Source organism: Streptomyces sp. HSW2009 (assembly GCF_040240285.1).
In the GTDB taxonomy this organism is placed as follows: Bacteria; Actinomycetota; Actinomycetes; order Streptomycetales; family Streptomycetaceae; genus Streptomyces.
This window is the reverse complement of the sequence record NZ_JBEHZD010000151.1, coordinates 1-14,591: the sequence shown is the minus strand read 5'-3', so window position 1 is coordinate 14,591 and position 14,591 is coordinate 1. Positions and strand designations below refer to the sequence as shown.

General features: G+C 70.4%; 8 protein-coding genes and 1 pseudogene. 7 read left to right on the top strand and 2 right to left on the bottom strand.

The features are described 5' to 3' along the window. Positions 1–219: 219 nt before the first annotated feature. Positions 220–678, bottom strand: coding sequence for a hypothetical protein (locus AAHZ94_RS14130; RefSeq protein ID WP_349993216.1), 459 nt, complete (start codon positions 676–678; stop codon positions 220–222). Positions 679–1,232: 554 nt separating this feature from the next. Here AAHZ94_RS14130 and AAHZ94_RS14125 point away from each other — a divergent pair. Further along, positions 1,233–1,826, top strand: coding sequence for a TetR/AcrR family transcriptional regulator (locus AAHZ94_RS14125; RefSeq protein ID WP_349993215.1), 594 nt, complete (start codon positions 1,233–1,235; stop codon positions 1,824–1,826). A gap of 243 nt (positions 1,827–2,069) precedes the next feature. Here AAHZ94_RS14125 and AAHZ94_RS14120 read toward each other — a convergent pair whose 3' ends face one another. Continuing rightward, a complete protein-coding gene (locus AAHZ94_RS14120) occupies positions 2,070–2,654 on the bottom strand; it encodes a GNAT family N-acetyltransferase (RefSeq protein ID WP_349993214.1) in 585 nt (194 codons plus the stop codon). A gap of 111 nt (positions 2,655–2,765) precedes the next feature. Here AAHZ94_RS14120 and AAHZ94_RS14115 point away from each other — a divergent pair, with 111 nt between their 5' ends. The 6 genes and pseudogenes from AAHZ94_RS14115 (at position 2,766) to AAHZ94_RS14090 (ending at position 14,511) form a co-directional block, all read left to right on the top strand. Beyond that, a complete protein-coding gene (locus AAHZ94_RS14115; RefSeq protein ID WP_349993213.1) occupies positions 2,766–3,308 on the top strand; it encodes a GNAT family N-acetyltransferase in 543 nt (180 codons plus the stop codon). A gap of 1,616 nt (positions 3,309–4,924) precedes the next feature. After that, positions 4,925–7,462: a Pls/PosA family non-ribosomal peptide synthetase gene (locus AAHZ94_RS14110; protein WP_349993212.1), complete on the top strand. Its 2,538-nt coding sequence runs from the start codon at positions 4,925–4,927 to the stop codon at positions 7,460–7,462. Positions 7,463–7,587: 125 nt separating this feature from the next. Further along, positions 7,588–10,869: a non-ribosomal peptide synthetase gene (locus AAHZ94_RS14105; RefSeq protein ID WP_349993211.1), complete on the top strand. Its 3,282-nt coding sequence runs from the start codon at positions 7,588–7,590 to the stop codon at positions 10,867–10,869. 46 nt (positions 10,870–10,915) lie between these two features. Next, the gene (locus AAHZ94_RS14100; RefSeq protein ID WP_349993210.1) at positions 10,916–11,923 is read left to right on the top strand and encodes a TauD/TfdA family dioxygenase; all 1,008 of its coding nucleotides are present in this window, start codon (positions 10,916–10,918) and stop codon (positions 11,921–11,923) included. Between the two features lie 365 nt (positions 11,924–12,288). Next, a pseudogene (sbnA, locus tag AAHZ94_RS14095) lies at positions 12,289–13,257 on the top strand (2,3-diaminopropionate biosynthesis protein SbnA); the annotation flags it as partial. 726 nt (positions 13,258–13,983) lie between these two features. Continuing rightward, on the top strand, positions 13,984–14,511 hold the full coding sequence (locus AAHZ94_RS14090) for a SigE family RNA polymerase sigma factor (protein WP_349993208.1): 528 nt from the start codon (positions 13,984–13,986) through the stop codon (positions 14,509–14,511). The last annotated feature ends 80 nt before the right edge of the window (positions 14,512–14,591 follow it).

Sequence of the window (14,591 nt, the reverse complement as noted above, 5' to 3'; positions counted from 1 at the left end):
TTTTTTTAATGATCCGGCCACCACCGAGATCAACACATGGAGTATCGGCGGCCGCGTCAGATGTTTAAAAGCCACCGGGCGGGGGGGGGCCCCCCCCCCCCCCGGCCGGGTAGGGGGACTCCGGCCGGCGGGCCGATCACGCCGGGACGCTGACGTACGCGACGGCGCACCGTCGCGCCCGCAACCCCGTCGCCTGTTTCACCCGGGTATCTCGGTCGATTACTTCATGGCGTAGTAGTAGTCGGAGGTGTAGTCGACGCGGGCGCCCGCATAGGTGGTGTGGTGCAGCTTGAGCGCCCGACCGCGGCCCACGAATTCCGTCGGGCTCACACAGGCGATCTGCTTTCCGGGCGTTATGGTTCTGGTGGGGCAGGCCGAGTACGAGCCGTAAAGCGCGTCGGACCACGCGTAGTTGTCAGACGTCACTGCGGTATCGGTCTGGTTGGACAGGATGAGTACGGCCTGGGCGTATCCCTTCCCGTTGTCCACGATGCAGGACTGCCCCCAGAAGTTCGCGTACAGAATGGCCGTGGTGTGACCGCAGTTCTTGGTGAACTCGGGCCGCACATCCATCCAGGCGCCGTCCTTGGCCGCCGCAGAAGCGGGTGTGGAACCGAAGCTGATGAAGGCCGCGGAGGCGGCGCCGAGCACGGCGAGGGTCTTGGTGAATCGTCCCATGACGAAGTTCTCCCTAGCGAGGAATTCGAATAGCGCGCCGAAGTGGCGCTTGAGGACGTACGAATGGGGTCGGTATCCGGTCCTGGAATCGTGGAATCGACGCCCACCACTCATCAGGAGAATCCGTGGCACCGCACAGGCTGCGACGGACCTCCATCGGATGCCGGCCGGCGAACGGCGCCCCTGGCGATGACGCCTCCGCCGACCGGCCCCGGCCTACTGCACGGGACGGGCGATCCCTCGCCGCGCCCCGTGCAGCCACCGCCCGCTACCGCCCCGCCCCGCACCAGGCAGGACGCGGGGCAGCAGTCGGCGAACGGCGCGAGGACGACCCACCCGTAACCGGGGGTACAGGTGAGTCACACATTCAGCCACACACCGTTGCGTCCCGCCGACGCGGGGGAGGCGACCGGGAGGACACGGGGCGCTGCCCTGCCAGGCATGGCAACAACCCCTTTTCAGACGGCGCATGACGCTCCTCGTACGACGTTCACCAGGGCTAACGAGTTACGGAACGGCGAGTTTCGGAACTCGTGGTGTCGTATGCTGGCACAGTGGAGAGAGCAGCGCAACCAACCGGCCGCCCCCGTGAGAACCGCGTAGATCTGGCCATCAGGGCAGCCGCCCGCGAACTCCTGGCGGAGGTGGGCTACGCACGGGTGACGGTGGACGCGGTGGCCACCCGCGCAGGCGTCGGAAAGGCAGCGATCTACCGACGGCACGCCACGAAGCAGGAGATGCTGTTCGCGGCGCTCGTACACGACGCGTCCATCCAGGCGCCGCCCGACACCGGCTCCCTCCGCGGCGACCTGACCGCGCTGGCGGAGGTCATCGTGGGCCAGTTGGCGGACCCGGCGGGATCTGGCGTGGTCCTCAACCTGCTGGCCGAGACGGCCAACGACCCGACCCTCGTCGACCGGTTCACCCCGGCCTTCATCGAATCCCAGCGAGCGATCATCACCCAACTACTCGAACGCGCCCTGGCCCGCGGCGAGTTGACCGCGCTCCCCGACATCGACCTGGTGCACGCCGTACTGGGCGGCACGGTCATGTCCTGGCTCTTCCTCCTCCGCCGCGACCCATGGGGCCTGGCGGAGAGGTTGGCGGGGGTGGTGTGTGGGATGTGCGGCGCGGTGGAGGGGAGTTGAGGGGTGGGGTGTGGCTGAGAGGTGGGGTGGCGCGGCTGAGGTGCCGGGTGGTGGGGCGGGGTGGTGGGGTGTGGCGGTGGCCGGGCGCACCGGGGATCGAGCAGATGTGCATCGATCAACAAGCCACTACGGCGCAGCCCGTAACCGCCCTCCCCTCGACTACCAGCAAGCACTGAATTTGCTTGCACAGAAAGGGAGTTGGATACGCCACACGAGGGTGCTGGGCGCGCCCGGCCGGTGCGCTCAGTCGGCGCTCTTCGCCGTGACTCGGGCGATCAGTTCGTCGCGTACGGCGGGCCACTCGCTCGCCAGCAGGCTGTAGTACAGCGAGTCGCGGCGCGTGCCGTCCTGGCGCACCATGTGGCTGCGCAGCGTTCCTTCATAGCTCAGGCCCAGCCGTGTCAGCGCCTGTTGGGACCGTATGTTGAGGTTGTCGGTGCGCAAGGCGATGCGGGAGAGGCCGAGGGCGCCGAAGGCGTGGCCGAAGAGGAGTAGCTTGGACTCGGCGTTGTAGGGGCCGCCCCAACAGGAGCGGTCGAACCACGTCGCACCGATCTCGGCTCGGCCCTCCGTGAGGTCGATCTCGTACAGGCTGGTCGATCCGATCACCTGCTCCCCGGTCAGCCGCTGGACCGCGAAGCACCTGCGGTCCGGGTCCGCCAGAAACTGGCCGATCATCGTCCGCATCTCCGCCAGGGACTCGGGGCGGGTCCGCGGCATCCACCGCCAGACGTCGGGGTCCGATGCGGAGGGGAACAGTGCTTCCGCGTGGTCGAGGGAGAGCGGGATGAGGCGGACGGTGCGGCCGGTGAGAGGTTCGTCGGTCATGGCTGCACGGTAGCTTCGGGGCCGCTGGCGATCGGCCGCTCTCGCCGCCCCGCCCGTTCCACATCGCATATTCGATTGCCCGTTCATGGCCCGAGCGGATAGACATCGTCCATGCTGAGCGGCGGTAGGGTCGGGCTGAGGGCCCGGCACGACGAGGACATTCCGGTTCTGTACGCGGAGCTGTACGAGGACGTGCCCGGGCAGGCGCGGGCCCTGGGGACGCCGTGGCGGCCGATCGCGCCGGGGTCGGCCAACGGGCAGTTCGTGGTGGATGACACCAGGCAGCACGTCGACCACTTCTCCGTGGTCGAGTTGGACGGCGGCGCGCTGGTGGGTACGGCGGCGCTGTGGGGGATCGACGTCCACAACCGGTCGGCCCACGTCGGGCTCGGCTTGCTGCCGGCCGCCCGCGGCAAGGGGTACAGCACCGACGTGGTGGCGGTGCTCTGCCACTACGGCTTCGTCGTGCGCGGACTCCAGCGCCTCCAGGTCGAGACGTTGACCGACAACGTCGCGATGTTGCGCGCCGCCGAGCGCAACGGTTTCGTCCGCGAGGGAGAGTTGCGCTCCTCGGCCTGGGTGATGGGCACGTTCATGAACCAGGTACTGCTTGGCCTCCTCGCGCACGAGTGGCAGCCGGACGCGCAGGGTTAGCACACCGGCGCGCCAGCGCACCGCCCCATCGACCCATCGACCCATCGACCCGCCAACGCATCAGTGCGCTGGTGCGGCGCCATCCGCCCGGCGTGGGCGGCCGATCGCGTAGAGAGCCCGCCCCCGGGACAACCGGGTGGCGGGCCCTTACGTTTGCCCCAGCCACGCCCGACCGGTGCGGGATCGGCGCGAGATCCGCGCCCATGCGGTACCAGTTCCGCGTGCACCCCGTACGAGATCCGCGTACATCCCGTACGAGGTCCGCGTGCACCCCGTACAAGATCCGCGTGCACCCCGTACGAGATCCGCGTGCACTCAGCGCCAAAATCCACGCGCGATCGGCGCGCACACCCTCCCGTCCCCCTCCCCCCGGCCCACCCCCACCTCCTACGCCACTCAGCGGTCCTCCCGCCCGAGACACCACTTCCACCCATGGGTTCCCTTTGGCCCCAAACCCCAGGCCATATCGGTTCATTGGGTGCGACCGCTGCCCGTTGTGCGATCGGTGTGCGAAGAAGGGAACCCATCCCCCCGATTTTCGGTCTCGCAAGGTAAGGGCGACGAACTTGGCTCCGGGACCCTGACCATAACGTGACCATGCTGTATGGCCGTACCCTCCGCCATCTCTATTCGAGGCGCTTTCCAACGCAAAAGGCTGATGCAGTGGATATGACTGCTAAATGCATGCAACGCCCCCGGCCGCTGGCCGTGGTGGCGATGGCGTGCGGTGCCGGTGCGTCGACTGCGACCTGCGGGTTTACCGGTACGGTATATCGCATTCCGATTCCATTGCGCCGAATCGTCACGTCGGCACCCGGGATTGACAGCGCCCCCGTCCGGCACTGCCGTGCACTTCGCCCGGCGCCTTAGCTACGCCAGCTATACCGTCGGGGCATGGCATGGGATAGAACGAAGCATGTTCGCGGATCTCATGCGAAAGTCGCACACTTGAGTATCCGATCCCTCGCAAATGACTAAGTCATCTGCACCGTGGCTAGTTAAGCCATTGGCAAGCAAAGCGACACCTTGCCGGCGCCTCAACGGTGCTTTATGGTTCTGGCTCGCGGAGGGGAATTGGAGTGTGGTCCCGTACGGCCACGCTCGCCCCCGGTCCGGCAGCGGTGCTCTTTGGCACCCCCGCGACCTGCATTGTTGAGCCCCGGAAGGCGATCATCCCGACGTCCGGAAAGGGGTTTTCCGGGCATAGCGCAATGTGCATCGCAGCCACTTCCGAGGATGCGGACGTTTCGGCGGACCATCTGGTCACCGTCTCCCCTGTGGAACGGAACCGGTAGCGCCGAATAAACGATCACAACAGTATCTGGGGGCGCAAAAACACGAGGTCAGCGTGCGTGTTGGTAGGCCAGTTTCGGGTGCCGTGACGAGTTGCGGAAGATCCCCGACCACCCGCGCTCGGCGTTACGCCGTGGGCTTTTCGATCTCATCGGATGAAGGCGCGGAAGAGCGAAGCGGCTTCATGTACTGCGTTGTGCCACCAGTCAGTGGCGTCTGACTCTCAGGGAGTTCACGTGGCGCGAGAACCTGCTCAATCAGCGAGCGGTGATGCGGCGGAAGGCACAGGAAGCGCACAGGAATGTGCGGGGCCTGAGAATGAATTGGCCGAGGTCTTCGCCGAGTTGCTGGCCGAGGTCGTGCAGACCGAGCACGTGCCGCTCGACAGCCACTTCTTCGACGATCTCGGTGCGGACTCGCTGGTGATGGCGCACTTCTGTGCGCGCGTCAGGAAGCGGCCCGATCTTCCCTCTGCGTCGATGAAGGACATCTACAAGAACCCGACCGTCCGCGGCCTGGCGAAGGAGCTCGCGGCCATCGCGCCCGCTCCCGCAGGTCCTCCGACCCCGCCTCCGCAGGCGGCCCCCGCCCCGCCGGGCAGCACCGCGCGTTTCGTGCTGTGCGGGGCGCTCCAACTGCTCTTCTTCCTCGGCTACTCCTACCTGATGACGCTCGTCCTGCTGCGGGGCTACCGATGGGTTTCCGGGGCGTCGGGCCCGGTCGAGAGCTACGAGCGGGCCGTGGTCTTCGGGTGCGCCAACTTCGCCGGCCTCTGCGCGCTGCCGATCGTCGCCAAATGGCTGCTGATCGGCCGCTGGACCGCCCGCGAATTCCCCGTCTGGAGCCTGGCCTACCTGCGCTTCTGGGTGGTCAAGGCGCTCGTCCTCACCAGTCCGATGGCGCTGTTCGTCGGCAGCCCGGTGTACGTGCTCTACCTGCGGGCGCTCGGCGCGAAGGTCGGCAAGCACGTCACGATCCTCTCCCGCCGGGTCCCGGTCTGCGCCGATCTGCTGACCATCGGCGCCGGCACCGTGATCCGTAAGGAAGCGTTCCTGCTCTGCTACCGGGCGCACGCCGGACAGATCCAGACCGGACCGGTCACCATCGGCCGTGACGTGTTCATCGGCGAACGCACCGTGCTCGACATCCGGACGTCGATCGGGGACGGCGCGCAGCTCGGGCACGCCTCCGCGCTGCACAGCGGCACGGCCGTGCCCAGCGGTCAGCACTGGCACGGCTCGCCGGCACAGCGCACCGACATCGACTACGTGACCGTCGAGGCGACCCCGTGCGGCACGCTGCGCCGACTCGCCTACGGCATGGGCGGGCCGCTCAAGGCGTGCCTGGTGGCGGTGCCGCTGGGGATGGCGGTCACGGAGTGGCTGCTGGGCCGGGCGCGGACGCTGGCCGGTGGGCACGACACGGGCCCGGAGGCGGTGACGTCGGCGGCGTTCTACGCGGAGGGGCTCATCCTCTCGCTCGCCCTGTTCGCCGGGCTCCTCGTGCTCGGCCCGCTCCTGCTGTTCACCGTGCCGCGGCTGCTGAACCTGGCGCTGCGCACCGGCCGGGTCTATCCGCTGTACGGCTTCCACTACTCGCTGCACCGGGCCATCGAGCGGATGACGAACGCCAAGTTCTACCTGTGGCTCTTCGGCGACAGCTCGTACATCGTGCACTATCTCCAGGCGCTCGGGTACGACCTGTCCAGGGTCGAGCAGACGGGTTCGAACTTCGGGGTCGGGGTGCAGCAGGAGAACCCGTTCCTGAGCTCCGTCGGCAGCGGCACGATGGTCGCCGACGGGCTTTCGGTGATCAACTCCGAGGTCTCCGCCACCTCCTTCCGACTCGGCCGCACCTCGATCGGGAAGTCCAGCTTCCTCGGCAACCACATCGCGTACCCGCCCGGCGGCCGGACCGGCGACAACTGTCTGCTCGCGACGAAGGTGATGGTGCCGCTGGACGGTCCGGTGCGGGAGGGGACCGGGTTGCTCGGCTCGCCCAGCTTCGAGATCCCGCGGACGGTGGAGCGCGACACCCGCTTCGACCACCTGCGCACCGGGGACGGGTTGCGCCGCAGCCTGTCCGCGAAGAACCGCTACAACCTCCGCACGATGGGTGTGGTCCTGGCCATCCGGTGGCTGCACTTCTTCGTCATCACCCTGCTCAGCCTGGCGACCGTGGGCCGATACGACGCGGTGGGGCAGTTGATGGAGGTGGTGCTGATGCTCTCCATGATGGTGTTCACGGCCCTGTACTACGTCCTGGTGGAGCGCTGCATGACGCGCTTCAAGCCGCTCCAGCCGAAGGTGTGCTCCATCTACGACCCGTACTTCTGGCACCACGAGCGGCTGTGGAAGGTGCCGTACGCCCATCTCCAGGTGCTCAACGGGACCCCGTTCAAGAATCTGCTGTGGCGGCTGCTCGGGGTGCGGATCGGGCGCCGGGTCTTCGACGACGGCTGTGACCTTTCGGAACGCACCCTCGCCAGCATCGGGGACGACTGCACGCTCAACATCGGCTGTGCCATCCAGTGCCACTCGCAGGAGGACGGCACGTTCAAGTCCGACCACAGTTCGGTGGGCGCCGGCTGCACGGTGGGGGTCGGGGCGCTGGTCCACTACGGCGTGACCATGGGCGACGGCGCCACGCTGGCCGCCGACTCCTTCCTGATGAAGGGCGAGGAGGTGCCGCGGGGCGCCCGGTGGGGCGGCAATCCGGCCGCCGAGCTGCGCGGCGGGCCCCAGCAGGTGGCGCCCCGCACCGGCCCCGCCGCGACCCTTGCCGCGTCCGCCGGCCGGCAGGTGCTGGCGAAGCAGCCGGCGGTCGGTGGTGCGGCGGTCGCCGAGGGCGCGCCACGGTGAACGCGCCGCACGCATCCACCGCGGGGCCGGTCTTTGGCCCGCGCGATCCGTACCAGCGCCGTACCGCCGCCCGCCCCCGGCCGGGGGGGGGCGGCGGCCGGGCAGGGGCGAGCAGGGGAGGCTCGATGAGTGACTCGACGAGTGAAGTGACCGACGACGACCGGGAGTTCTGGCGGAAGGTGCTCGCCGCCGGCGGGTTCACCGCCATCCCGCGGTGGAGCGTCCAACCGGCGCCAGGTGTCGCCGAGTTGGAGGTGGCGGTTCCGGACGAACTGGCGAGCGCGGTGCACCGGAGCGCCGGCGAACTGGGAGTGCCGTGGGCCGCGGTGCTGCTGGCCGCGCACGCCAAGGTGCTCGCGGCGCTCTCCGGCGAGCAGGAGGTGAGCACCGGATACCGGGCCGCGCCGGGTGGGCCCGCACTGCCCTGCCGGGTGAACACCGCGCCGCCGTCGTGGCGCGCGCTGGTGGCCGAGGCCGATGGGGCGGCAACCGAAGTGGCGGCGCACCGGGCCGCGGCGCTGACCGAGGTGGCGGCCGAACAGGGCCTGACCCAGGCCCTGTTCGAGACCGAGCTCGACCCGTGGGGCGGCGGCGGCGAGCTGGCCGATGCCACCGTGCTGCGGGTGACAGCGCACCGGACCGGGCAGCGGCTGGCGCTGCGGCTGCGCTACCGGACCGACGTGGCGGACGAGGCGTACGCCGTACGGGTCGCCGGCTACCACGAGGCGGCGCTCGCGCACCTCGTGGCGGGGCCGGCGGCCGAGCACGCGGGACAGAGCCTGCTGTCCGCCGCCGAGCTGCGCTTCCAGCTCGAAGGGCTCGCCGGGCCCGCCAGGGAGCTGCCCGACCGCAGGTTCCACGAGCTGTTCGAGGAGCGGGTACGGGCCCACCCGGAGGCGGTCGCGGCCGTGCAGGGCGACCGGCAGTGGACCTACCGCGAGCTGAACGCCCGCGCCAACCGGCTGGGCCGGGCCCTGCTGGCGCGCGGCCTCGGCCGGGAGGACGTGGTCGCGGTCGTCACCCAACGGGACCTGGACTGGATGGCCGCCGTCCTCGCAGTCTTCAAGGCGGGCGGGGTCTACCTGCCCGTCGAGCCGCACTTCCCGGCCGACCGGATCGTCGCCATGCTCGGCCGCGCCCGCTGCACCCTGGCGCTGACCGGCCCCGGCAGCACCGCGCTCGACCAACCGGCGGAGGCGCTGCCCGGGCTGCGGGTGCTGGACGTCGACGCGGCGTACCTGGAGGGGCACCCGGAGCACGACCTGGGGGTCGCGGTCGACGCCGACCAACTCGCGTACGTCTACTTCACCTCCGGTTCCACCGGTGAGCCCAAGGGGGCGATGTGTGAGCACGCGGGGATGCTCAACCACCTGTACGCCAAGATCACCGACCTGGGGATCGACACCGGGCAGGTGGTCGCGCAGACCGCGCCGCAGTGCTTCGACATCTCGCTGTGGCAACTGGTCTCGGCGCTGCTCGTGGACGGGCGGACCCACCTGATCGAGCAGCAGGTGGTGCTGGACGTGGAGCGGTTCGTCGAGACGGTCGTCTCCGGCCGGGTCACGGTCCTCCAGGTGGTGCCGTCCTATCTGGAGGCCGTCCTCTCGCACCTGGAGCGCCACCCCCGTCCGCTGCCCGACCTGCGGTGCGTCTCGGTCACCGGGGAGGCGCTGAAGCCGGAGCTGGCCCACCGCTGGTTCGCGGCGCAGCCGGGGATCAAGCTGGTCAACGCGTACGGCCTGACGGAAACCTCGGACGACACCAACCACGAGGTGATGGAGCGGGCGCCGGAGGGCGACCGGGTGCCGCTGGGGCCGTGCGTCAACAACGTGCACGTGTACGTGGTGGACGAGCGGCTGGCTCCGGTGCCGCTGGGGGCGCCGGGCGAGATCGTCTTCTCGGGGGTGTGCGTCGGCCGCGGGTACCTCAACGACCCGGAGCGCACCCGGCTCGCCTTCGGTGTTGACCCGCACCGCGCGGGCCAACGCCTTTACCGGGCGGGCGACTTCGGCCGCTGGCTGCCCGGCGGCAAGCTGGACTTTCTCGGCCGGCGGGACGCCCAGATCAAGATCCGCGGCTTTCGGATCGAGATCGGCGACATCGAGAGCGCACTGCTGCGGGTGCCCGGGGTGCGGGACTGTGCCGTGGTGGTGGCCGGGCGCGGCGGGCAGGCCGAGCACCTGGTGGCGGTGTGCGCCGGGCCGCAGGAGGTGGCGGCGGACGCGTTGCGCGAGAAGCTCGACGCGGCACTGCCGCCGTACATGGTGCCGACCGCCTTCCTGTGGCGCGAACAGTTGCCGCTGACCGCCAACGGCAAGGTGGACAAGAAGGCGCTGACGGCACAGGTCGCCGAGCGCGACCCGGCCGACGGCGGGGACGGGGCCGACGACGGCCACCGCGCGCCCGGCACGCCGACCGAGCAGCGGCTGGCGGCGGCGTGGGCGAAGGTGCTGGGCGTGCCGGTGGAGCGGATCGGCAGGTCGGACCACTTCTTCGAACTCGGCGGCACCTCGCTGTCAGCCGTGAAGCTGGCCATCGCCCTGGACCGGGCGGTCTCCCTCAACGACCTCACCGGTCAGCCGGTCCTCGCCGACCTGGCGGCCCTGGTCGACGGGCGGGCCCAGCGCCGCCGCGGGTTGCTGCACCCGCTCGGGGAGCCGGCCGGGGCGCGTACCGGGCTGCTGGTGTGCTTCCCGTACGCCGGGGGCAACGCGATCAACTTCCAGCCGATGGCGGGGGCGCTGCGGGCCGGTGGGCTCGCGGTCAGTGCGGTGGAGTTGCCCGGGCACGACCTGGCCGCCGACCGGGCGCCGTTCGCGCCGCTCGACGCGGTGGTCGAGCAGGTCATCACCGAACTCACCCGGCGGGCGGCCACCCGCGTCCTGCTGTGGGGCCACTCGTCGGGTGCGGCGTTCGCCGTGGCGACGGCCCGCGGCCTTGAGGCCCGCGGGGTGCCGGTCCACCGGGTGTTCGTGGGCGCCCAGCTCCTCGGCACGGCGGCTGAACGGCGTGCTGCCATCAGCGAGTTGGGGCTGCGCAGCGATGCCCAACTGGCCAAGGAGTTGGGGCAGGACAGCGGTTACGGGGCGCTGGCCGATCTGGCGGCGGAGCACGGCGAGCACATCGGCGCCGCCTACCGGCACGACTGCGGGAGCGCGCACGCGTACTTCGCCGGACTGCTGGAGCAGCCGCCCGCGCCCAAGCTGGCCGCCCCGCTGTCGGTGGTGGTGGCCGATGACGACCCGATCACCGCGCAGGCGGCGGGGCAGGTCGACGACTGGGGGCTGCTGGCCGACCGGGTCGAACTCCACCGGCTCGCCGACGGCGGCCACTACTTCCCGCGCACCCGTCCGGCCGATGCGGCGCGCGCCGTGCTCGGCACGTTGGACGCGCCCGGGCCCGAGTGAAGCGACGACGAGTGAAGCGACGAGAAGAAGAGAGAGGGGTACTGACATGCCATCACACCCTGCGGCGCCACTGCTGGACGTGACGCTACGGCCGGGCAGTCCGCCGGTGTTGCGGATCGACTCCTGTGCCGACCCGGCGAGCTGGGTGGCCGGCCATCGGGACGCCCTGCGCGCCGTCGTCGCCGAGCACGGCGCCCTGCTGGTGCGGGGACTGGGCCTGCACGACGCGGCCGGGGCCGGGGATGCCTTCCGGGCCCTCGCGGACCGGCTGATGGGCGCCGAAAAGGAGGGTTTCGCGCCCCGCACGCCCCACAGCGAGGGGGTGTACTCCTCATCGAAGTGGCCGCAGAACCAACCCATGTGCATGCACCAGGAGCTCAGCTACACACTGGAGTTCCCCGGTCTGATGCTGTTCGCCTGCCTGACGGCGCCCGCCGCCGGCGGGATGACCGGCGTGGCCGACACACCGACCGTGTTGGACGCGCTGCCCAGGAAGCTGGTCAAGCGCTTCGAACGGCAGGGTTGGCTGCTCACCCGCAACTACAACGACGAGATCGGCGCATCGGTGGCCGAGGCGTTCGGCACCGACGACCGGGCGACGGTCGAGGAGTACTGCCGGGCCAACGCCATCGCGTACCAGTGGCAGCCGGACGGCACGCTCCGCACCCGCCAGCGCCGCAGCGCCGTGGTGCGCCACCCGGTCACCGGCCAGCGCTGCTGGTTCAACCAGGTCGCTTTCCTCAACGAGTGGACGATCGAACCCGAGGTCCGCGAGTACCTGGTGGACGTGTACGGCGCGGACGGGCTGCCCTTCAACACCTGCTACGGCAACGGGGAACCGCTGGGTCCCGACGTCGTCGAGCGGCTGAACAGCGTGTACGAGGCACACACTCTTCATGAGCCGTGGCAGGCCGGAGACCTCCTGGTGGTGGACAACATCCGCACCGCACACAGCCGGGCGCCCTTCGACGGGCCGCGCGAGGTGCTCGTGGCCATGGCGGACCCGGTGCGGCTCTCGGCCTGCTCCCCCACGATCGAGGTGAGCGCCACGTGAGCGTCGAGCCTTCGCGTACGGCACGGCCCATCGGTCTCACCGGACCTACCGGTCCCACCGGGCGCACCGGACCTACGGGCCCCGGCCGATCCACCAGACACGGCCGCGACACGGTGGTGGCGGTCAGGACCGGCCTGCTGGACACCAGCGCCGGCCCGGCAACCGGGCTGTACCGCCATGGCTGAACCGACGGGAGCACATCAGCGGACGGCCCGGCGGACGGCCACTCGGCGCGGGCCGCGAACGGCCCCGCGCACACAGCCACGCACCCAGCCACGCACGAAACCACGTACAAAACCGCGCACAAATCTGCGTACGAAGCTGCTCGCGAAACCACGGACGGACCTGCGGACGGAGGGGGCGGCATGCCGGTGATCTCCGCTCCGGTCGACTTCAACGAGGAGGAGTTGTACGTCGACCTCCAGTCGATCGTCGGGCACTCGCTCTTCCTCAAGTGCGAGGGCTTCAACTTCGCCGGCTCGATCAAGCTCAAGGCGGCGCTGTCGATGGTGGAGGCCGCCGAGTGGGCGGGCGACCTCAGGCCGGGGTCGGTCCTGGTCGAGTCCTCGTCGGGGAACCTGGGTGTGGCGCTGAGCCTGATCGCGGCGAGCAAGGGTTACGACTTCGTGTGCGTGACCGACGCCCGCTGCAACCTGTCGGCACGGCGCATCATGGAGGCCCTCGGCTGCCGGGTGCACGTCATCGACGAGCCCGCCAGCAGCAACGGCCTGCTCGGCGCGCGCATCGCCTACGTCCGGGCGCTGTGTGCCGCCGACGACCGGTACGTATGGCTGAACCAGTACGCCAACGCAGACAACTGGAAGGCCCACTTCCGCACCACGGGGCCGGCCATCGCCCGCCAGTTCCCGGGCCTTGACGTGCTCTTCGTCGGCGCCGGCACCACCGGGACGCTGATGGGCTGCGCGCGCTACTTCCGGGAGTCGCAGCGGAAGGTGCGGGTGGTGGCGGTGGACAGCGTGGGCTCGGTGACCTTCGGCGGCGAACCCGGCCGGCGCATGATCCCGGGCCTTGGCACCAGCGTCCGCCCGGCGCTGCTGAACGAGTCGTACGTGGATGACGTGGTGCTCGTGGAGGAGCCGGACACGGTGCGCGCCTGCCACCGGCTGGCCCGCCGCGGCTTCCTGTTCGGCGGCTCAACCGGCACCGTGGTCAGCGGTGCGGCAAGCTGGCTCGACCAGCACGACGCGCACGGCCTGACGGCGGTGGCCATCTCGCCCGACCTCGGCGAACGCTATCTGGAGACGCTGTACCACCCGCAGTGGCTGCACGAGGTGTACGGCGCTGACGTGCTCGGGGCCGACGTGCTGGGCGCCGACGTGGTCGATGCGAAGGCGATGGAGAGCGAGCCGCTCGGCTCGCAACCACCACTAGCCGGCAACGGGCTCGGCCCGGAACCCCTGCACACCGCTGCGCTGGGCACCGGCGGGGTGGGCGGCGCCGCCGCGGGCAACGCCCGGTTGGGCACTGCCGGGAGCGGCCTTGTGGGTGACGGCGCGCTTGCCGCCGATCTGGCGGGCGATCTCGGCGGCGACCGCTGCGAGTTCCGGGCGCACTAGGAACGCCTCGGCACGGCGGGTCCCGCGCACCCTTCGGGGCGGGCGCGCGGGGCCCGCTTTCGTACGGGGTGGGGCGGGTCGGCCGTCGTGCGGTGCGAGCCCGCGTTCATGTGGTGTGGGCCCGCCGGCGTTCGGCGTGGGTTACCCGTCGTTCGGCGTGGGTGGGCCGTCGTACGGCGTGGGTTACCCGTCGTACGCCACGGGTGGGCCGTCGTACGCCACGGTTGGGCTGCCTGCAACACGGGTTGCCGTCGTACGGCATGGGTGGGCCCGTGGGTGGGAGGGTGCCCCGGCCCGCAGGGTGGGAGAGTGCGCGGGCTCGCAGGGTGGGAGAGTGCGCGGGCCTGAGCCATCACCCTGGCAGTTCTCGGAACACCCCATCCCGCTCCCCCTCCACCACCACCCCCGTGATTCAGTGATGACCGTCACGTAGTTCATTCGTGCGCGGTGTCGACCGAACGTCCCTCGGCAGGCGTATGCCCGGTGAAGCGAGAGACCCGGGAGTGGCTGTTGACCGTCGAGGAGTTCGAAGAGTTCTACACCCAGGCGGTGGCTCGGCTCACGGGGCAGTTGTACGTGATGCTGGGCGACCTCCAGGAGGCGGAGGACGTCGTCCAGGAGGCGTTCGTCAAGGGGTGGGGCCGGCGGCGGCAGCTCGACCGTGCGGGCCAGCCCGAGGCGTGGATTCGCACCGGCGCCTGGCGGCTTGCGGTCAGCCGCTGGCGGGGGCGGCGGCGCTCAGCCGACGCCTGGCGGCGGCACACCGGTCCGCAGCCGCAGGTCGACGGGCCGAGTCCGGAGTCACTTGTGCTGGTGGACGCGGTGCGTGAGCTGCCGGCGCAGCAGCGTCGGAGCATCACCCTGCACTACCTGTGCGACCTGACCGTCGAGCAGATCGCCCGGGAGACGGGGACGTCCGCGAGCACCGTCAAGACCCATCTGGTGCGCGGCCGGGCCGCACTCGCCCACCACCTACAGGACCCGAGCGTCAAGGAGGCCCCCGGTGCATGAGCCCGATGACCCGTTGCGGACCCTTTTCCAGCAGGCGGCAGCGGCCGGCCGGGCCCGCGCCCCGCACGCGCCGGTCGCCC